The sequence below is a fragment of the Alicyclobacillus acidiphilus NBRC 100859 genome (assembly GCF_001544355.1).
Taxonomy (GTDB): domain Bacteria; phylum Bacillota; class Bacilli; order Alicyclobacillales; family Alicyclobacillaceae; genus Alicyclobacillus; species Alicyclobacillus acidiphilus.
Genome location: NZ_BCQI01000008.1, coordinates 36,176 through 56,997 on the forward strand (window position 1 = coordinate 36,176; position 20,822 = coordinate 56,997).

Below are 20,822 nucleotides of genomic sequence, written 5' to 3' on the forward strand. Positions count from 1 at the left end.
TGCCGCTGAACAGCAAGAAGGGGCACGCGCACAGGGTGCCCCTCGATCTTTCTTCTTTTAAGCGAGGGGATTTCTGTCATGGGAGAAAAATCTGGAGAAAACGTCCTTGAAGTGCGCAATATCACAAAGCGTTTTGGCGCAGTGCAAGCGCTTGCCGGCGTCACCTTCGAAGTTGCCAGAGGAGAAGTCGTGGCGCTCGTTGGCGACAACGGCGCGGGGAAGTCGACGACCATCAAAATGATCGCGGGTGTTGAACAGCCAGACGAAGGCGAGATCGTATTCGAAGGCGAAAGTGTCAAATTGACCTCTCCATCCATGGCCGAAAAACTGGGCATTCAAACGGTTTATCAAGATCTGGCCTTGTGCGACAACCTTGATATCGTCTCCAACTTATACCTTGGTCGGGAAATTACCCGGACCTTGATACCCGGCCTCATTCGAGTCATGAACAAAAACGAAATGGAACAGCGGGCTATCCCTGTTCTCAAAGAACTCGGCATTAACCTGCCGCCGCTGACGACGCAGGTGGCGAGCTTGTCGGGCGGTCAGAGGCAAACCGTGGCCGTCGCGAGATCGGTTTTGTGGGGATCGAAGTTAGTCATGCTGGACGAACCCACCGCGGCGCTCGGCGTCGCGCAGCAGAAAGCGGTATTGGACCTCATCCTGAGATTGAAAACGACGGGCAAGGCCGTCTTGGTCATTTCCCACAACTTGAGCGACGTGTTCAAAATCGCTGATCGAATTATCGTCCTTCGCCTCGGCAGATCCGTCGCGTCATTCATTCGATCCGAAGTCACACCTGAACAGGTTATCGCAGCGATTACAGGCGCATCAGAGGAGGCTGTCGTTTCCCAATGAGTACAGGCGTATCAGCACAACCACCTATCACCGGCAACAAAGCGCCGAAAAGTTCGTCACTCATCAACCGAGTCATTGGTGGAGATTTCTCTCTGCTGCCCGTTCTCCTTTCGCTACTCCTGATTTGGGTGATTTTCGAGATCATCAACCCGAACTTCTTGAGCGGCCGCAACCTGTCGAACCTCGTCTTGCAGATGGCCGAAATTGGCACACTCGCCATCGCCGAGACGTTTATCTTGCTACTTGCTGAAATCGACTTGTCCGTCGCAGCGTTGAGCGGGGTCTGCGGTTCTATCCTTGGCCTTCTCTCCGCAAACGGCGTCAATCCTTACCTGTGTATTCTCGCAGCCTTGGTGGTCGGCGCGGCATTGGGACTATTCCAAGGATTTTGGGTCACCATCATCGGCGTTCCCGCTCTCATCGTGACATTGGCCGGGCAATTGGGCTATCAGGGGCTCATTCTCGTGCTGCTCGGGCAAGAAGGCACCATCCCAATCAGCAACAACACGCTGCTGGGAATCGCGTCCGCATACCTGGGGCGTTGGGAAGGCTGGGTGCTGGGCGCTGTCGTCGTCGTGCTGTACGCATGGAGCGTCCTGCATAACCGGGCGGCCCGCAAGCGCATGGGACTGACGCTGCCGAGTCATTCCAAGACGATAGGAAGCATCGTCGCCGTCGTGATTGGCATTGGCATCGTGGTCTACGTGCTCAACTCGTACAACGGAATCCCGGTGGCTGGGCTCATCTTGTTCATCCTCGTCGCTGGATTCGCAATTCTGACGCAAACCACTTCGTTTGGCCGACATCTGTACGCCATTGGCGGCAATGTCGAAGCATCGCGCCGCGCGGGCGTCAATGTGCGGAAAATGAAGATCATCATCTTCACGCTCAGCGGCGTCCTTGGCGCGGCTGGCGGCATCATTGGCGCGTCTCGCTTAGGTTCATCGACGACCGAGGCTGGCGGCGGGGATCTGTTGATGGACTCCATCGCAGCCGCAGTCATTGGCGGCACGAGCCTGTTTGGCGGTCGCGGAAGCATTTGGAACGCCTTGGCCGGAGCGCTCGTCATTGGCAGCATCGAAAACGGCATGGACTTGCTCAGTGCGCCTTCGAGTACAAAATACCTCGTCGAAGGAAGCATCCTGTTGTTGGCTGTGACGTTTGACACGATTACCAGGAGACGCAGACAGCGGATCGGCAAATAACCTCCGCCGTCACCATAGGCATCACGACACGGCCGCTGCAGCGCAAGGTTCCCGATTTCTCGGAGTCTCGCGACGCAGCGGCCGAAGTTTCTTCAACGGTATTCGACTACACGCCGAGGCGCGTTTCATCGGTTGTTTCAACGTGCCGCTCGTACACCGGCTCCATGAAGTAATACGACAACGGGACATTCAGCGTCCACGCAGAATAGTCTGTCTTCAGTAGTACGACTGCGTCGTCACGGATACGGTGTTCTTCCAGTGTCACATCCCCGTTCTTGTCCTCCGTGACGAACAGTGCGCTCGTCGATGGTTTCCTATTTTCCGGAACCGTCATTGTCTGCGCCGAGATCGTCGCATGAATGGACAACCAAGGGACGGCGACACATAGCGACGCGAACACCATCCGCCAGAGACACTGTGCTATGGTGGTTGCACGTACTGACCGTACCGTCATCACTTTCCTCACCCTTTTCGCTATGGTCCTGCGGACTAGCGTACAAGGGTAGTGTGTGCCGCCAAGTTCAACTTATACAACCATGTCTCGGCCATGCCTCAACCATCAACGCCACCTGGTCAGTCGTCTTCATCGTCTTCCGGGAAAAGTACGTTCGTGTAGACCGTTTGCACGTCGTCGTACTCTTCCAAGGCTTCGACGAGATCGTACACCTCGTCCATCGCCTCTTCGGAGAGTTCCAGCTTCGTTGCCGCTTCGTACGTCAACTCCGCCTCCTCGTACGCGATCCCGGCATCTTCGATGGCTTGGCGAACCGCGACAAATTGATCCGGCTGCGTGACAATCAGATAATCGTCCGAGCGCTCCACCACGTCTTCCGCGCCAGCGTCGATGGCCGCCATCATGAGCTCTTCGCCGTCGATCCCGTCCTTGGTCACCGTGATTTGGCCCTGCCTCTGAAACATCCAGGCGACCGATCCCGACTCCCCTAAGCTGCCCCCGCGCTTCCGAAAGATGTGACGTACATCCGCAGCGGTGCGGTTGCGGTTGTCTGTGACGATTTCAATCAAAAGCGCGACCCCGTGCGGACCAAATCCTTCATATAATAATTCCTCATACGTAACGCCTTCGAGCGTCCCCGTCGCCTTGGCAATGGTGCGCGCGATATTTTCAGCCGGCAGGTTATTCGCCCTGGCGCGTTCAATCGCCGTCTTCAGACGAAAGTTTGTGTCTGGATTACCGCCGCCTTCTCGCGCAGCCTGATAGATATCCTTGGATAATTTCGTGAACAACTGTCCGCGTACAGCGTCTTGTTTACCTTTACGTCGCTGGATGTTGTGCCATTTGGAATGTCCAGACATGCGTTTCAACCCTTTGCAACATCGTGATATGCTCGCCCGCCTCGGACGAGTCTCGGTTACAGTCCCCAGTCGCGCAGATATCGGAAGTCGATCCCGATGGTCCGACTGGACAGTTTCGCGATGATTGGCAGCCTGCGCTTGTACTGATTGCGTTGGACCCTCCTGACAATGTGATCGACCAACTTTGCATCCGCGCCGCGTTCGACGATCTCGGCGGGAGACAAACGCAAATCGACCCATTGATAGAGGATCTCGTCGGCGTCGTCGTACGTGAACCCGAGTTCATTCTCGTCCGTCTGATCTTCCCAGAGATCCGCGCTTGGCGCCTTCTCGAGAATACTCTTTGGCACACCGACGTATGCCGACAATTGGCGGACCTGGCACTTGTACAGGTCTCCGATAGGATTGAGCGCGCTCGCCATGTCCCCGAACTGCGTGCCGTAGCCGAGCAGCAGCTCGGTTTTGTTGCTCGTCCCCACCACCAACGCGCCCTGTGCGGCAGATAAATCATACAGTGTGCACATCCGCTCGCGAGCCATTCGATTGCCTCGCCGCAGCGGGCTTGCCGGCTCGCCCAGCTTGTCGTCCATCTGAGCGAAATACGCGTCGACCGATCCGCTGATGTCGACGACCGTGTGCGGAATCCCCAAGTCCTTCACCACTTCCATGGCGTCGGCGAGACTTGCGGGACTGCTGGTTCGATACGGCATCAACACCGCGTGCACGTGGTTGGGTCCGAGCGCCCGTGCCGCCAGATACGCGGACAGGGCAGAATCAATACCGCCGGACAGTCCGAACAACACCTTGTGGAATCCGGATTTCTGGACCTCTTCCCGCAGAAAACCTTCGAGAATGGATGTGGTCAACGGTTCATTGACCTGCAGCGCAGCAGCTACCGACTCACGCATGTGTCGACCCCCTCCGCAGTATCCCGTCAAGTTGCCGCTTCACGATATCCATGCGCTCATCCCGGACAAGAGGCGTCGTATAGCGAGCCCGTCGCGTCGCCCGGACGTCGATCTCGGCGAACACCAAGGTCTCTTCATTCGACTTCGCCTGCGCGATCCACGATCCGTCCGGCCCCACCACTCCGCTTCCGCCGTAGAAGTGCACGCCGTCTTCGTAACCGACGCGGTTGACAAACACCACGTGCAGCCCCAGGAGCTGCGCGTACGTCTGCAGCAACTGACGCCAAAACGCGTGCGAACCTAGATCCTCCGCCGCCATGGCGTTGCGCCATGGACTCGACGCAGGCACGAAGACCACAGTCGCTCCGTTCATCGCCAGCAGGTAGGGCGACGACAGGTGCCACGCGTCTTCGCAGATCATGACACCCGTTTTCCCAAGCGCCGTTCGAAACGTCTCGAACGAGTCGCCCGCTGCGAAATAGCGGCGCTCGTCAAACATGCCATACGTCGGCAGATACGCCTTGCGATGGATGTGCAGAATCGATCCGCCGGAAGCGTACACCGCGCTCACGTAGAATCGGTAATCCTCCGCTTCCTCGACGAAGGAAAACAGGATATCGATCTCGCGACTCGCGTCGACCAGCAGTTGAATCTCCGGGTGATGGACGGGCCGCGCGACTTCCAGCGTCAGGTCCTGCGTCTGATAACCGGTAAGTCCGAGTTCAGGAAAGACCAGTATCTTTGCGCGAGCCTCCACAGCCTCGCGAACGTACGAAAGGTGCTTGTCCAAATTTGCGCCCACATCGCCGAGTACGGGCGAAAACTGGGCCATGGCAACCTTGTGGACATGAGTCGACAAAACAATTCCTCCATTGACCGTACAATACTCCAAATCAGTATACATTTCAGGCGGATGAAAACAAAGGGCTCGACCTTGCCTCGAGCCCCCTTGTCACATCGCGAGCGTTTGGTGATATCGCCTTCTCCGCCGCTCACACATGAGCGCGTAGAGCAGCTTCGCTTCTCCCGCCTTCTGACAACCACCGCGGACCCATTCGAGGATGGTCCGGACCAAGATGTCCGGCCACTCGGCGAGCCGGAACAGGAGCACCCTCTGATCCGCGGACAGATTCGCGCATGCCACATAGGTGTCCAACATGTCGCAATACGCGTCTTCCGACAGGTTCGCGAGGAACATCGCGTGGCTCATGAACTGGATGGGATCCGACAGGATGTCGTCGTATCCGGCGTGATCGAAATCGATCCAGCCGATCCTCCCCCGCTCGTCGACCAACAGATTGTGCGGAGCGAGATCTCGGTGGCAGAACGAGGATCGCGCCAACCATGCCGCTTCCGACTTTGGCAGCGAGGACTGGTAGTCATCCAGGACCTCCTGCATCCAGCGGACGAGATGGGATCGCCAGGGACGAAGCAGCGGCTGCGCCTCTTCCGCAAGCGGCCACACCCGCAGCACAGCACGCTCTTTCGCCCGCAATTTCTGCAACAGCGTGCCACGCCGCAACTGGGTCCAGCCGGGATGGCCGCAATGCTGGGCGGCCACATGCACGACGGCGAGCGATCTCATTGCGGCCAAGCGCTCGACAGCGTGATCGACCTGCACGTGCCGCCCTGCGATCCACGGCTGCAAATAGCCGCGATCGCCATTCGGCAGCTTCACCAACATGGTTCCCCCGCGGGCGGGCAGCGGCAGCGCGCACCGAACGTCGGTCGTTTCATACACGCGCTTCATGTTGCGCAGGGCGAGCAACCGAGCCTCACTGTCGGCGGGGAGACTCGGTTTCCAGATGTAACGACCCTGATCCGCGATGATACCGATGACCGAACGTTTGCGCACGATCGCCCTGACGCGAATGTCGTACGACTGCCCAATGGCCTCGACGAAGGTTGCGTCAGCCAGCATCCGCGTTAGTCCTCACTCAAGTCGATGGTAAATGGCGCCGACCATCCTTCATCGTCCTGCTGCGGAATCGCTGCCGTGCCGCTCTCCGCGGCGTTCGGGGTGGAACGCGTGTCGCGTGCCGATCCATCCTGTTCCTCGAAGCGCAAATAAGGATCGTTGTCGTCAGCCTCAGCAAACCACGTCCCGCCCTGCAAGCGATAGGGGTTGTGCGTATGCGGCCCATACCCATTTTCGACGATAGCACCTGGCGCTTGCGGAATCGTTGGTTGTCCGTAACCTTGTGTCATATCGGCGCCCGGAGCCGCGCCATAACTGGGCGCGCCCGCGTAGCCTGGTGCCGCTCCTTGCGGCATGCCCGAAGCGGCCGTAGCAGGCACGTACACAATCGAATTTGGAGCGAGCGGATTGGATTGGTGTGGATTGACATGTTGCAACTGTTGGAGACTGACGCCGTACTTCTCCGCGATGGAGTCCCACGTCTCGCCTGGCTGAACCTGATGCGGCCACACGAAACCGAAGTAAGGTGTCGACGGATTGTAGAAAGCCGCTCCAGCGGCCGCAGTTTTGGCAGCGCTGGTCGATTTTTTCTTGGGATGCGATTTCGAGATCGGCCCCTTCGCAGGCTTCCCCAGTTCGGGTATGACGATGGTCGTGCCCGGAAGCACGTCGTTCGCGTTCGTGATGTTCGGATTGGCAGCCAACAACAACGGCAGTCGGACCCCGGTTTTTCGGCTGATTTGATAGAGCGACTCACCAGGTTTCACCACATATTTCTTCAAAACGGAACCCTCCTAGGCTAAGGCACTCAAACTACTGCGACAGTATATGCGCCCGCCTAAGAAGTGGCACAGACCGAGACGGCCAATGAAGCGGCCCTCGGCACCTGATTCGCCGGAACGTATGAACGGTTCAATGGGAGCTCTGCGACGAGGAACTCTGTGGCGGCACCGTGACGTTTGGCTGCCCGTTCGATCCGTAAAACGCGTTTGGAACAGGCCCGCTCATGACAAGGTAGACGATGGGTGCGCGGGTCTGCACGGTGGTTGGGACGTTGATCAAGGGCGTCATGACCATGACGTTGGCGGTTAAATTCAAATAGATCACGTGAACGACTTGATTGACGCCTTCGGACTTGATATCTGTCTCCAGAGTCGAATGCACGGAGCCGAGCAGGGAAAATCGAACGGGAACAGTCATGGCGTAGCCGGACAAGAGGGATCCGGTGAACATTTGAAAGATGGGTAGGCGAAGACGCTGCGTCGACAGTTCGCGCAATCGGTTTTGCGCGTCGCTCGTGGCGATGCCCTGCAACGCGGTCAGTTTCACCATATCGAGAGTCGTGACGCTGAGCGTGTCACGCGGGGAAGGGTGGCTAAGGTCTGTGTCGACGAGCGACCGCGCGTCGGGATAGTGCGAGATCGCGTCCGTCAACGCCTCCGCCAAGGCCTCCGATCCAATGCGTTTGGCGAGTGTCGACGACGTGGCAATCACCATGGGGCGCAGCCGATAGTCGATGTAGAAGAGAATGCCGGTGACGACACCCAAAAACATCAGCACGACCGCGATCCAATTGCGTCGGCGCCGCCTCGGGCCGGCACTGCGGGCGGATCGGATCGATCTCGTTGGTCTGGACACAAATCGGCGTGCCATGATAGCTCCCCCCTGTTCACACTGTACGCACAGAGGGGCGCCGTCATGTCCAATCGGCAGGACAACCTGGTCCGCCAGCCGCTATTGCAGCCGCAGACGTTTGAACTGACGCTTGCCGCGTTGCAGCACATCGCCGTCGGCCGGCGTGAAATTCAAATCGACATCCTTCACTTTCTCCCCGTTGATCCTCACTGCGCCTTCCCCAATCGAACGGCGCGCTTCGCTGTTGCTCGCGGCCAGTCCGCAGTCGACAAGCAGCTTGACGATCCAAACCGGTTCGGCAGGCACCTGGACTTCCTCGATATCTTCAGGGATGGCTCCAGATTGAAACACTTGGTGCCAATGCGCGACCGCGTCTTTGACGGCCTGCGGTCCGAGAAAGCGATTGACAAGTTCTTCAGCCAAGGCCATCTTGACGTCCCGGGGATTGGTTTGACCGCTGGCAACGGCCGACCGCATCGCCTCGATCTCGTCGGTGCGCCGGAACGACAACAGCTCGTAGTATTTGAACATGAGATCGTCCGGGATCGACATCATTTTGCCGAACATATCGTTGGGCGACTCGTCGACGCCGATGTAGTTGCCAAGGCTCTTGGACATCTTGTGAACCCCATCGAGTCCTTCCAACAGCGGCATCATGATGGCAATTTGCATGGGCATTCCGAATTCCTTCTGCAGCGTCCTGCCCATGAGCAGGTTGAACTTCTGATCCGTACCGCCGAGCTCGATATCCGTGTGAAGGTGGACAGAGTCGTACGCTTGCATTAAAGGATAGAAAAACTCGTGAATGTGGATGGGTCGGTTTTCCCGGAACCGCTTCGTAAAATCCTCGCGCTCCAACATGCGGGCCACGGTCAAGGTCGACGCCAGTCGGATCACATCGGCAAAGTTGAGCGGGCCGAGCCAGTCGGCATTGTACACGATATCGGTCTTGTTTGGATCCAAGATCTTGTACACCTGTGTCACATAGGTTTGGGCGTTGCGCTGCACCTCATCTTCACTGAGTTGCTTGCGTGTCTCTGACTTGTCCGTCGGATCGCCGATTCGACCGGTGAAATTTCCGATCACGAGGTGCGCCCGATGGCCCAAGTCCTGAAGCTGCCGAACTTTGTGCAAGACCACGGTGTGACCCAGGTGAATGTCTGCGGCAGTCGGATCCATCCCGAGCTTCACGCGAAGCGGCGTGCCTGTCGCGACGGAATGACGGAGCTTCTCCACCAACTCCGACTCCGGCACAATTTCTGCGACGCCTCGGCGAATGACGTCCAGTTGGCGAGCGACTTCGGCTTCCTGTTCAGGTGTCAACTGCAATTCTTCCATGCCAATCATCCTCTCCACATCTCTGTTTCATTTTTTCATCAGAAGTCACATCAGAAGCCATTCGAAGCATCTTGTGGCCGAGGTGCCGGCGATCCCACTGGAATCGTTACACACGTCCAAGACGCAAAAAAATCCCGTCCAAACTCCGGGACGAGATGCCACTCGCGGTACCACCCTGATTGCCTGTCAAACCGCGCAATGGTTCCACCTTCGCGATTTGAGCGACCACTTCGCTAGTGTAACGGACTAGACCGATTCGCCTCGCAGGCGAACGCTCTCCACGGGTGTAATTTCAGAGACAGGACGGACCGGCTCGCACCAACCGCCGGCTCTCTTCACTCGTTTCCCGTTCCTACGAAAACCGCTTCAACGAGCATCGATGGATGCAATTTGTCTCAATATAACTTCAGGACATTGGGCGTGTCAATGTAACAAACAGCGCTTGGCTTCCGTCCTTTTTGTGGACGGTGTTCAGAAAGCGTTCACGTTGGGAAATCAGGTGTATGCTATAATTTTCGAGACGGAAGGAGGGGCAGCATGCGCAAAAGACGTGATGGGGTGGACCAACGCACACGTGTGATACGGACTGGTCGCCCACAAACGCCAGCCGCAAAACGGGAAGCGAAGGGACATCCGCGCCTTTGGCGGGCTGTTCGCATCGGTGCGTTCAGCGTGGGCAGCTTGGTCGTCCTTGGTTTAGCCGCAGGTACAGGCTACGTTTCCGCTCTCTTGAAGGGCTTGCCCAAGGTGAGTGCCGCAACGTTTGTCAACAACTCTGCCCCCTCTGTTGTCTATGACAGGAATGGACGAGTCATAGGACAATTCTCGGGCGACGGAGACAGGCAGCCAATTTCCGGCTTGTCACAGGTCTCGCCGGACCTCGTCAACGCGTTTATCGCAGCGGAAGACAAGACGTTTTTTACGAATATCGGCATCAATCCTCTATCGATGGCGCGCGCGATGGTACAGGATCTGCTTGGTCATTCCATCGAAAGCGGCGCCAGCACCATCACACAGGAAACTGTGAAACTCGCCGTATTTCCCGAACAACAGCGCACCATGCAGCGCAAGATCCAGGAAATCGCTCTGGCCATCGAGGTCAACCATCAGTTGACCAAAGACGAGATCATGACCGACTACATGAACTGGATCTATATGGGCCGCATGGGTACGGAGACGGTGTATGGCGTCAAACGCGCTTCAGAAATTCTGTTTGGCAAAGATCCGAAGAATCTCAACTTGGCCGAAGCCACGTTTTTGGCCGCGCTGCCAAACAATCCTTCGTATTTTTCACCGTATGAGTATCCAAAGCACACGTTGAGCAGACAGCACTACATACTCAATCAGATGTTGGCGGACAAGTTCATCACGCAAGCTCAATACAATGAGGCGTATCACTACGATATCTTGAAAGAAATCCACAAAGCGCCGGAAAATGGCCTGCCAGCGCATCCGTACCTGATGTTGGACGAAATCAAGCCTCGTGTGATCAAAGCGCTCGTCAACGCTGGCGTCTACGACAACGCCAACGACGCCGAATCCGCGTTGCCGGTGGCCGGGCTGCGCATCTATACGACCATCGATCTCTCCAAACAGGAAGACGTCGAGAAAGTCCTGTCCAACCAGTCGCTCTTCGCGGGCACGAACAAGACCATCACGGTCAACGGCAAGACCATTCAGGACGAATATCAGGCTGGCTTTACGCTGATCGACAACCAAACGGGCGGCATTCTGGCGGTTGGCGGAGGTCGAAACTTTTTGGAGGACGAGATCGATCACGCCGACATTCCGCGGCAGCCAGGATCGTCCATCAAACCGCTGCTCGACTATGGGCCTGCCATTGATCAGGGCAAGTTGACGGCGGGATCGATCCTCTACGACGCGCTGACGCTGTTTCCGTCCACGTCAGGCGCGGATTATGAACCACACGACGACGAACCGGACTTCGGCGGTCTCATGACGGCGGATGAAGCTTTGTATGAGTCGCGGAACGTGCCTGCCATCGACATTCTCGACGAGATCACGCCGCAAGTCGGCTTTGGCTACCTGGCCAAGATGGGTCTCGGCACCGACGCGAAGACGCTCAACGGCCAGCCGACCATTGTCGCGGACGACGAGAACCATTTGGCCTCGGCGATCGGCGGCCTCGACAACGGCGTGACCGTCGAACAGATGACAAGTGCCTACACGACGTTTGCCAACCAAGGAGTATGGCATCAAAGTTATATGATCAGTCGCATCGAGGATCAGACGGGCCGGCCGATTTATCAGGCTTCGCCCAAGACAGAGCAGGTGTTTACACCCTCTACGGCCTATATTATTACGAGCATGCTGCACAACGTTCTGTATCACTCAGGCGGAACCGCGACCATGGTCGGTGCGAATTTCCCGGGACAATACATCTCCGGCAAGACGGGGACGACCGACTCGCTGACGGATGGCTGGTTCATGGGCTACACGCAGCAATACACGGCGGGCATTTGGATGGGCTACAACTATCGCGAACCGATCGATGCCGCAAACTACAACTTGAAGTTCACCCTCTGGAGCGACATTATGGAACCCATCCTGGCGGAATCCCCGGCGACGACACCTTGGCCGAAGCCGAGCGACGTCGTCACGGCCAACGTCAGTTCGTTGAGCGGACTTTTGCCGACGTCCTTGTCGACTGTGCATGGCTCCATCGTCACCGAACCGTATGTTCAGGGTACGCAGCCAACCACCTACGACGATGTCGACGTGGAAGCGAAATATGTTGTGATCGATGGCAAAAAATATTTGGCCACGACGAAAACGCCAGCTTGGCAAGTTCATACCGGCGTGTTCATCAAATTGCCCACGGATCGCATCCCTGATTGGGACCACAAGATTCCTGGAGGCATCACGGATCAAAGTCAGTATCTGGTGCCGACGCAGCCCGATCCTCGCGGCGGCCAAGTGCTGGACGCAGGCAGCGTGCCCGATGCCTCCAATCCGGCGGAAATCAACCCGCCAACCGGACTCTCCGCGACGTTTGACGGGACCGAAGTGGATCTGACGTGGCAGCCCGTGGACGAAGCGGTACAATACAATGTGTATCGATCCACGTCGCCTGATGGGCCGTTTACGAAGCTTGGCAGCGTACAAACACCGTCGTACACGGATACCAATCTGCCGGCGGATGGAGGCACGCTCTACTACGAAGTGTTCGCGGAGTCGAATACGGCCTTGTCCACCGCGTCCCAAGTCGTCGAAGTGCAGTTGCCTGCGCCGAACCCGGTTGACAACGGGACAGGCAATAACGCGACCAATGGAACGTCGAACGAGTTCGACAATGGCAGCGGCAATCTGTTCGGCAACGATTCCAACGTCCTCACGCAGAACGGCGTGATCGACAATGGGACAGACGGACATAATTCGACGAACGGCGCGTCGGATGAAAACGGAATGACGAACGGCGCGACAGAACAGAATTCGAACAAAGCGAAGTCGTGGATTCCAGGCCTCGGTCCGGGTACGGACAGTTCCGGTCGAGGCAGCGGGCGCTGATCAGTCAGCGCCCGTGAGCACCACACACGATGAAACGCAGATGGAGGATGGACACATGAGTGAGAGATGGCAACGACACGAAGTACCAACCGAACTGACGTGGAATTTGAACGATCTGTTCCCAAGCGACGAAGCCTGGGCATCCGAACGGGACGCCATCCTTCGCGATGTGTCACAGGTCACGGCTTATCAGGGCAAGCTGGGAGAAAGCGCAACCACGCTGCTCGCGTGCCTGGAGGCGCGTGAAAACTTGCAGGTGCGAATGATCCGCGTCACGACCTACGCCTCGCTGCGCAGTGCCGAGGACGGAACCAATCCCGCAAATCAGGCCCTGGCTGATCAATCCTCCGCGATGACCGCACAAGTTGGACAAACGCTCTCTTTCATCGATTCGGAGCTGGCGCAGCTCCCAGAGTCCACCCTGCAAGCGTTTCTCGCGAACGAACCGAAGCTGCGGGACTTCGCCAATCTGTTGAACGACGTGATCGACTTCAAACCGCATATGTTGTCTCCGGAAACGGAAGCCACGCTCGCGGCCTTGGGCCGAGTCTTCGGCGGTCCATACGTCGTCTACCAACGCAGCAAGTTGTCCGACATGTCGTTCGATCCCGCCGTCGACAGCAACGGCGTGTCGCACCCTGTGTCGTTCGCTCTCTACGAAGATATTTACGAATTTTCACCCGACACCACGTTGCGCCGCAGTGCGTACACATCGTTCGTCCAAACCCTGCAACGATACAAGCACACGTTCGCGGCGGCCTACGCCCAGGAAGTCAATCGTCAGATCACCATGGCCCGGCTGCGCAACTTCTCATCGACGACCGAGATGCTTCTGCAGCCGCAGAAAGTGACGGAGGAGATGTACAGCAACTTGCTGGACATCATTCAACGTGAACTTGCGCCGCATATGCGCCGCTTGGCAGCCCTTCGCAAACGCCTGTTCGCGCTCGACGAGATGCGGTTTTGCGATCTCAAAATCCCCCTCGATCCCTCCTTCAGCCCGAAGACGAGCATCGAGGACGCGGGTCGCACGATTCTCGACGCGCTGCAGGTACTCGGCGAGGAATACGCGGCGAATATCAAAACAGGTCTGGAAAACCGCTGGATCGACTACCTGGATAACGTCGGCAAGAGCACCGGCGCTTTCTGTTCGAGCCCGTACGGCGTCCACCCATACATTCTCATCACCTGGGGCGACACGATGCGCAGCGCGTTCGTGTTGGCCCACGAGTTGGGACACGCAGGCCACTTCGCTTTGGCAAACAAGTATCAGCGCCTGACAAATACGCGCCCCTCGCTGTACTTTATCGAGGCGCCGTCGACACTCAACGAAATGCTTCTCGCCGATCACATCCTGAAGAACACGTCCGACCAACGCATGCGCCGTTGGGTCATCGGCCAACTGCTCGGCACGTACTACCACAACTTTGTCACGCACCTACTCGAAGCGGAACTGCAACGCCGCGTCTACCGACTCGCCGAATCCGGCAAATCGATCACAGCCAATCTGTTGACCGAACAAAAGGGCGAAGTTCTCAGCAGCTTCTGGGGCGATACTGTCCATATCGACGAAGGCGCGGCGCTCACCTGGATGCGCCAGCCGCACTATTACATGGGATTGTATCCGTACACGTACTCCGCGGGTCTCACGGCATCGACCCTGATTGCCAAAAAGATTCGCGAAGAAGGCGAACCTGCCGCGAAGACCTGGATCGAGGTGCTCAAAGCAGGAGGCAGTCTGCCGCCGCTCGACCTCATGAAAATGGCCGGCGTGGACATGTCCAAGCCAGCACCAATTTCCGAAGCGGTCGCCTACGTCGGCAGCCTTGTGAGCGAACTTGAGGCGAGTTTTTAAGTTGGATGGAGCGGCGGCAAGTCCACCGCTCATATCCGCACGCTGACAATCGTCGCTCCGTCCCCGCCTTCGCCAGCGCCGCCCGGCTCGCTGGACTTGACCTGAGGGTGGCCCTGCAGGTGGCGCCGGATCGCGTGCTTGAGCGCGCCAGTGCCCTTGCCGTGAATGACCACGATGCGGGACAGGCCAGCGACCACGGCGTCGTCCAAGTACTTGTCGATGCGCAGAATCGCGTCTTCCACGGATTCACCGCGAACGTCCAGCTCCATGCGGACGTCCTTCGTCGCAACGCCGCGGCGGGAGTGGCGAACCGCGGCCTGTTCCTCGCGCTCCTGCAGCACTTCCAAGTCCGATATGTCCACCTTCATCTTCATCAGGCCCAGTTGCACGGTCGCGGTCGAAGAATCGTTCGAGACCTCGACGACATCGCCTTTTTGACCGAGCGAAACCACGCGCACGCGCGACCCGACGGCGACCGTTTGACGTTTGTCTTTGCGGGACGAGTTGGCTTTCGGCCGATCCCGCTCCGGCACCAGCCCTTCGAACCCTTTGCGAAGCTCCACGAGCTCGTGGTCCTTGACGCCGGCGGCGTTTCGCATGCTGCGCAATTCGCGGATGATGCGCTCGGCTTCCTCCCGTGCCCGTTCGACGATGCGTGCAGCTTCTTTGCGTGCCTCTTCCTTCAGCGCCTCGATTTCGCGCTCCAGGCGTTCCGACTTCGCCGCCCATTCGTCGCGCATCCGAATTGCCGCATCCCGTTCGGCCTCCGCCTCCGCCAGCAGTTTTTCGGCGTTGCGGTTGGCGAGTTCCAACTTGCCAATCAAGTCCTCGACGTGGATGTTCGTCTCCGTGACATGCTCCCGGGCTTCCCGCAGAATATCGGCAGGCAGGCCGAGCCGCTCCGCGATAGCCAGCGCGTTGGAGCGTCCCGGCACGCCAATCAGCAGCCGATACGTCGGGCGCAGACTTTCCACGTCAAATTCCATGCTTGCGTTCATGGCGGCCGGATTTTCAAACGCGTAGCCTTTCAACTCGGCGTAGTGCGTCGTCGCCATGACGCGGGCGCCAATGCGCGAGAGCTTGTCGAGAATGGCGATCGCGAGCGCGGATCCTTCCGCAGGGTCCGTGCCGGCGCCAAGTTCGTCGAGCAGGACCAAGCTGTCGTGATCGACCCGGGCCAGCATGTCGATAATATTGCGCATGTGCGAGGAGAACGTCGACAGGCTCTGCTCGATGCTCTGCTCGTCGCCGATGTCGACGAAGATTTCCCGGCAGAACCCAATTTCGCTCTCCCGACGCGTGGGCAAGAACAAGCCGCACTTGGCCATCAAGGTCAAGAGCCCAACCGTCTTCAAGCTAACCGTTTTGCCGCCTGTGTTCGGCCCTGTAATCATCAACAGGTGGTACGCGTCGCCCAATTCGACATCGATGGGCACCGCATCGGCCGAAAGCTGCGGGTGCCTCGCACCGCGCAGGCGCCACACGTTCGTCGTGAGCAACGGGCGCTTGGCGTCGATGCGGCGGGCATATCCGGCTTTGGCGAAGACGAGATCGATCCGTTCCAGGATGTCGACGTTCACCTTCAAATCGTCGGCAACCTCGCCAATGACGCCGGAGAGCCGGAACAGGATGCGTTCGATTTCGCGCTCCTCAAGAATCTGGATCTCTCGAACGCGATCTCCGATGTCTGCGACCGCCTGCGGCTCGATGAACACAGTCGATCCGGACGACGAAACATCCCGCACGATCCCGCGGATCATGTTCTTGTTTTCGACGCGCACGGGCAGGCAATAATATGGACCGCGCATCGCGATGATGGGTTCCTGGAGCAATTTTTGATGCGATCTCAGCAAACGTTCAAGCACCGTTCGCACTTCGCCTTCGCGACGGCGCCGTTCGATGCGGAGCTTGAGCAGTTCGTCGCTGGCGTGATCGAGCACTTGGCCGTCATCGCCAATCGCGTGACGAATTTCCTGCTCGGTGCGGCGAGCGTCGGTCATCGGCTCAACCAACTCGGGCAGCAGCGCGAGCTCCGTCAAGGTCGCGGCATTCTCCAGATATTGTCGGAACGCGCGACCACCGGCGATGAACAACGCCACGGCTAGTATCCGATCCGCGCCCAGCGTTCCGCCGACTTGCGCGTGCCGAAGATCGTTTCGAATATCGGTGATGCCGCCAAACGGCGGCCCGCCTGCCCGCAGCAGGCAGCGAAGGGCTTCGTCGACAGTTTCCAGTTCACGTTCAGCCGCGTCGATCGACGTAAAAGGAAGCATAGCCATGGCCGCTTGTTTGCCGAGGCTGGACATGGCCTCTTTCGCGACGCGCTCGCGCACATAATCAAATTCCAAAGCCTGCAGGGCTCGTATGTTCATTCGTCCACTCCATGATCATCAATATGACTCCAAAAATCCCATCTATTTTACCACATCGGACGCGCTGCATCCGGAAACGATACCATCAGACACGCATTGAGGAGGGTTGAAGCATGCATGTACTTGGTCATATCATCCGCTTCATCGTATCCGCTCTTGTCTTGATGTTTGTGGGCTATCTAGTACCCGGTTTTGGTGTCATGGGCTTCTGGTCCGCACTCCTTGCAGCCGTGGTCATTACGCTGTTGGGCATCGCGATGGAAGCCATCTTCGGCCGTCGCATATCGCCATACGGGCGAGGCATCGTTGGCTTTATCTCTGGCGCGATTGTCATTTACGTGGCACAGCTATTCGTTCCGGGCATGCGCGCGAACATTGTTGGCGCTCTCTTGGCATCGCTTGTCATCGGAATTATCGACCTGTTTGTCCCAACTACGCTCAGACAGTCCCGCGGCCACGATGACTAATCGAATGTCAGGACAGAAGGACTGCCCGAGGGCAGTCCTTCTTTATCGGTTATCCGATAGGTTGTCCGAAAAGTTTCCTTTACACATGTTGTCCATGAGCCGAAGCAGTCCATGTCGCAAGCTTCGCGGTCACATTCTGTCCGGTCAACCAGTGCACGATGGCCGAGTGCGCAACCTGATGTTGGATGACCGGCGTGTTGACATAGTGGAGAATTAACGCAACCACGTACACAAAAATGGCCGAGAGCAGAACGCCAGCGACTAGACCCACCAGTCGATTGACGAGCGACAGAACGGGTAAACTAAACAAGGCGTCCAACAGCCCTGCCGCGTACCGAAGCAACAAGAATGTAACCAGGAACACCAACCCAAACGCGATGGCTCCTGATAAATCGCCCAGCACGAGTGAAGCGACGCCGGACGATTTGACATGATTTTCAATATGCAAATTCCGGATGACTGGCGCGATATATGGCCGAAGCCAGTACGAAACAAAATATGCGATAACCGCGCCGAACAAGCGCGTAACCTGGCGTACAAAACCAATCCGATAGCCGTTGATTGCCCCTAACAGGACAATCGCGGCAAAAATGAGATCGAGCGTGTCAATCCCCTTCACGTAGACGTTTCACCTCGAGTTCGCTCGTCAAGCATGGCCAACAGTTCCTCGTATTCCTGTCGCAATCGATGCAACTCGTCGGCGAGATTGACCGCTGTCAACACAGCGACTCGACGTTCATCCATGTAGGCTGATGACGCTGCAATTTCGGACATGCGCTGATCCACCAACCTGGCCACTTCGTGGATGTGGCGCTCGGAAGCTGAGCCGCGTATGGTGTACTCGACGCCATGGATGACTACCTTTACTCGATTGATTGATTGGTCATCCATCTATGCTCCGTCCTTTCCCGTCAGCCAATTGAGCAGAAACTTTCTGCTCCATATTCCCTTTTGCAACCTTGATCTCCTGCAACGGTCTTCGTTTCACTATGAACGAAGTTGCGCACCGTGCGCGACAGCCGCAGATGTGACAACCAACTGAACGGTGTCTTCAATTTCCTCGTCCGTCAAGGTCCGTTCGGAATCCTGGAAGTGCAATGCGATGGCGACACTCTTGTGACCTTCAGGAATTCCTTGACCCATATACACATCAAACACCTGAACGCCCGTCAAAATCCCGCTCGACGCCGCGGACATCTCAATCGTCTCCAGCAGTTCGCCCACAGGTACCTCCTGCTGCACCAACAGCGCGATATCCCGCCTGGATCCAGGGAATTTCGGCAGAGGCTCCACAGTGACGTCCATCGTGCGATGCTTCACCAATGGCTGCACATCGAGTTCCGCGTAGATTCCGCCAGGCACGCCCATGTCGTTGGCGATGGCCGGATGAATTTCGCCGATCACGCCGATTTCCTCATCCCCCACGACGATGCGCGCCGAACGCCCTGGATGAAGCCACGTCAGCTCCAGGCGCACAAACGTCGCCTTGACGCCAAGCGCCGCAAGAACGCGCTCGATCGCGCCCTTCGCGTCGTAGAAATCGTACGGCCTCGACTTCTCGCGCAACGATTCGCCCGTTTCGCCAAACCACAGCAAGGCGAACTGCTCTCGTTCGATCGGCTGCTTAGTAAGCGGCAGCGCATCCGCGAGATACGTTCGACCGACTTCGAAGATGGCGCCGCCATCGACGCGATGGGCGAGGTTGTGCTTCGCAATCTCCGCCAACGACGGCAACAGATGCGTGCGCAAGACGCCACGCTCGTCGGACATCGGGTGCATGAGCGGGATCGGCGGCTGCGACTCGTTCATGCCCATCGGACGAAGCGCTTCTGGCGACGTGAAGGCGTAGGATCGAACCTCATACAAACCTATCCCAACCAAAACGTCTTTCACTTGCTCGATCAACCGCTGGCGGCCGTCCCGCATCCCCGGCGTGATGGGCAAAACGAGATGAGTCGACGGAATGTTGTCGTAACCGTACAGCCTCGCCACTTCTTCCACCAGATCCGCTTGCAGGACCACATCGGGTCGGCGAGACGGCACCTGAACCGTCCAGTCGTCGCTGTGCATGGTCACCACAAATCCGAGACTTGCCAGAATTCCAGCCATGTCGGCATCGGAAATATCGAGCCCAAGCGAAACGCGACAAGCATCGGGCGAAAAACGAACGGACGTGGTCGCCGTCGCAGGCAAGTCTCCTCGATGAGCCGTGACCATGGAGCCAATCGGCTGTGCGCCGGCCAATCGCACGAGCAATTCCGTCGCCCGGGCGAGTGCGTTGCGAACCGCCGACGGATCGATCCCTTTCTCGAACCGCTGCTGCGCTTCCGAACGCAATCCCAGACGTTGGCCAGTCCTGCGGATGGCGCGGCCGGCAAATTGGGCAGACTCGATCACGACGCGCTTCGTTGTCCCAGAAATCTCGCTGTTTTCGCCACCCATCACCCCGGCGAGGCCAATCGCTTTGTCTGGGTCCGCAATTACAATCATGTCGCCGGTCAACGTGCGGCTCTGGCCGTCCAACGTCACCAAAACTTCGCCTTCGCGGGCCTGCCGCACGACGATGGTCGAATCCGCGATGGTGTCGGCGTCGAACGCGTGCAGCGGCTGCCCCCACTCGAGCATGACGTAGTTCGTGATGTCGACGACGAGATCGATGGAGCGGATCCCCATCGCCATCAGCCGCATCTGCATCCACAGCGGCGACGGCTTGGACGCAATACCCTCCAACACCTGCGCGTCATAACGCGAACATCCGTCTGTCTCCAAGCGGACGGTGAGTGGCGACGGACCGTCTGACTCCAAGGAATCGACAGTTGTCGGGAAGGTGGTTGGCCGCTTCAGGATGGCGGCCACCTCGTACGCGAAGCCGCGGATCGACAGACAATCGCTGCGATTCGGCGTCAGGTCCACATCGAGCACGGCGTCGTCGAGTTGCAGCAACGACACGATATCGGTGCCAATCGGCGTCCCCTCAGGCAAAATGTACAAACCCGTTGTCTGGTGTGCCGGCAGTAGGCGCGTATCAAGACCCAATTCGGCAGCCGAACAAAGCATGCCATTGGATTCGACGCCGCGCAGTTTCGCGCGCTTGATTTTGACGTCCCCAGGCAGCTTGGCCCCAACCAAGGCAACCGGGACCCGGATACCCGCGCGAACATTCGGCGCACCGCAGACAATCTGCAGAATTTCTCCAGTACCCGCATCCACAGCACACACGTTCAGACGCTCCGCGTCGGGGTGCTTCTCGACCGACAGCACCTCGCCAACCACCACGCCCTCAACGCCTTGATTGCGCGACTCGACGCCGTCGACCGCAAGACCGGCCTTGGTCAGTCGATCCGCCAGCGCTTGTGGAGAAAGATCGTCGAGATCGACATATTCACTTAACCACATATAGGAAACTTTCACGCTTCCACTCCTC

Annotated in this window: 17 protein-coding genes; 5 read left to right on the top strand and 12 right to left on the bottom strand. The window is 57.9% G+C overall.

Features of this window, described 5'->3' with window-relative positions:
- Positions 1-78: 78 nt before the first annotated feature.
- Positions 79-858, top strand: a complete 780-nt coding sequence (locus tag AAC01S_RS04800) for an ATP-binding cassette domain-containing protein (protein ID WP_067619616.1) — start codon at positions 79-81, stop codon at positions 856-858.
- A complete protein-coding gene (locus AAC01S_RS04805) occupies positions 855-2,063 on the top strand; it encodes a sugar ABC transporter permease (RefSeq protein ID WP_067619619.1) in 1,209 nt (402 codons plus the stop codon). The genes AAC01S_RS04800 and AAC01S_RS04805 overlap by 4 nt, the downstream gene beginning before the upstream one ends.
- A gap of 106 nt (positions 2,064-2,169) precedes the next feature.
- Here the strand turns inward: AAC01S_RS04805 and AAC01S_RS04810 are convergent, their stop codons facing one another.
- The 8 genes from AAC01S_RS04810 to tyrS all read right to left on the bottom strand — a co-directional run bounded on the left by AAC01S_RS04810 (position 2,170) and on the right by tyrS (position 9,176).
- A complete protein-coding gene (locus tag AAC01S_RS04810; RefSeq protein WP_157071045.1) occupies positions 2,170-2,517 on the bottom strand; it encodes a hypothetical protein in 348 nt (115 codons plus the stop codon).
- A 119-nt stretch (positions 2,518-2,636) separates the two neighbouring features.
- Entirely contained in the window at positions 2,637-3,377 is a 741-nt protein-coding gene (locus tag AAC01S_RS04815) for a YebC/PmpR family DNA-binding transcriptional regulator (protein WP_067619625.1), read from the bottom strand.
- Positions 3,378-3,433: 56 nt separating this feature from the next.
- Positions 3,434-4,285 carry an NAD+ synthase gene (locus tag AAC01S_RS04820; protein ID WP_067619628.1) on the bottom strand — a complete coding sequence of 284 codons (852 nt, stop codon included), beginning with the start codon at positions 4,283-4,285 and terminating at the stop codon, positions 3,434-3,436.
- Positions 4,278-5,144, bottom strand: a complete 867-nt coding sequence (locus tag AAC01S_RS04825) for a nitrilase-related carbon-nitrogen hydrolase (RefSeq protein WP_245630085.1) — start codon at positions 5,142-5,144, stop codon at positions 4,278-4,280. Before AAC01S_RS04825 ends, AAC01S_RS04820 begins: the two co-directional genes overlap by 8 nt.
- A gap of 93 nt (positions 5,145-5,237) precedes the next feature.
- Positions 5,238-6,206 (bottom strand): phosphotransferase, encoded by a 969-nt coding sequence (locus AAC01S_RS04830; protein ID WP_067619632.1) that lies wholly within the window; start codon positions 6,204-6,206, stop codon positions 5,238-5,240.
- A 5-nt stretch (positions 6,207-6,211) separates the two neighbouring features.
- On the bottom strand, positions 6,212-6,985 hold the full coding sequence (locus AAC01S_RS04835; RefSeq protein WP_067619635.1) for a LysM peptidoglycan-binding domain-containing protein: 774 nt from the start codon (positions 6,983-6,985) through the stop codon (positions 6,212-6,214).
- Between the two features lie 130 nt (positions 6,986-7,115).
- Positions 7,116-7,856, bottom strand: coding sequence for a sporulation protein YunB (locus AAC01S_RS04840; RefSeq protein WP_245630086.1), 741 nt, complete (start codon positions 7,854-7,856; stop codon positions 7,116-7,118).
- Between the two features lie 81 nt (positions 7,857-7,937).
- The gene (gene tyrS, locus AAC01S_RS04845) at positions 7,938-9,176 is read right to left on the bottom strand and encodes a tyrosine--tRNA ligase (protein ID WP_067619813.1); all 1,239 of its coding nucleotides are present in this window, start codon (positions 9,174-9,176) and stop codon (positions 7,938-7,940) included.
- A 537-nt stretch (positions 9,177-9,713) separates the two neighbouring features.
- Between tyrS and AAC01S_RS04850 the strand changes: the two genes are divergently transcribed.
- Entirely contained in the window at positions 9,714-12,704 is a 2,991-nt protein-coding gene (locus AAC01S_RS04850; RefSeq protein ID WP_083511521.1) for a transglycosylase domain-containing protein, read from the top strand.
- A gap of 55 nt (positions 12,705-12,759) precedes the next feature.
- Complete coding sequence (gene pepF / locus AAC01S_RS04855; protein ID WP_067619638.1) at positions 12,760-14,559, top strand: oligoendopeptidase F; 1,800 nt, start codon at positions 12,760-12,762, stop codon at positions 14,557-14,559.
- Positions 14,560-14,588: 29 nt separating this feature from the next.
- Here the strand turns inward: pepF and AAC01S_RS04860 are convergent, their stop codons facing one another.
- A complete protein-coding gene (locus AAC01S_RS04860; RefSeq protein WP_067619641.1) occupies positions 14,589-16,931 on the bottom strand; it encodes an endonuclease MutS2 in 2,343 nt (780 codons plus the stop codon).
- Between the two features lie 113 nt (positions 16,932-17,044).
- On the opposite strand from AAC01S_RS04860, the gene AAC01S_RS04865 reads away from it, so the two are divergent.
- Positions 17,045-17,398, top strand: a complete 354-nt coding sequence (locus AAC01S_RS04865; RefSeq protein WP_067619643.1) for a phage holin family protein — start codon at positions 17,045-17,047, stop codon at positions 17,396-17,398.
- A 79-nt stretch (positions 17,399-17,477) separates the two neighbouring features.
- Here the strand turns inward: AAC01S_RS04865 and AAC01S_RS04870 are convergent, their stop codons facing one another.
- The 3 genes from AAC01S_RS04870 to pheT all read right to left on the bottom strand — a co-directional run bounded on the left by AAC01S_RS04870 (position 17,478) and on the right by pheT (position 20,809).
- Positions 17,478-18,017: a CvpA family protein gene (locus AAC01S_RS04870; protein WP_067619646.1), complete on the bottom strand. Its 540-nt coding sequence runs from the start codon at positions 18,015-18,017 to the stop codon at positions 17,478-17,480.
- Positions 18,014-18,289 (bottom strand): cell division protein ZapA, encoded by a 276-nt coding sequence (locus AAC01S_RS04875; RefSeq protein ID WP_067619649.1) that lies wholly within the window; start codon positions 18,287-18,289, stop codon positions 18,014-18,016. The genes AAC01S_RS04870 and AAC01S_RS04875 overlap by 4 nt, the downstream gene beginning before the upstream one ends.
- A 96-nt stretch (positions 18,290-18,385) precedes the next feature.
- Entirely contained in the window at positions 18,386-20,809 is a 2,424-nt protein-coding gene (gene pheT / locus AAC01S_RS04880) for a phenylalanine--tRNA ligase subunit beta (RefSeq protein WP_067619652.1), read from the bottom strand.
- Between the last annotated feature and the right edge of the window lie 13 nt (positions 20,810-20,822).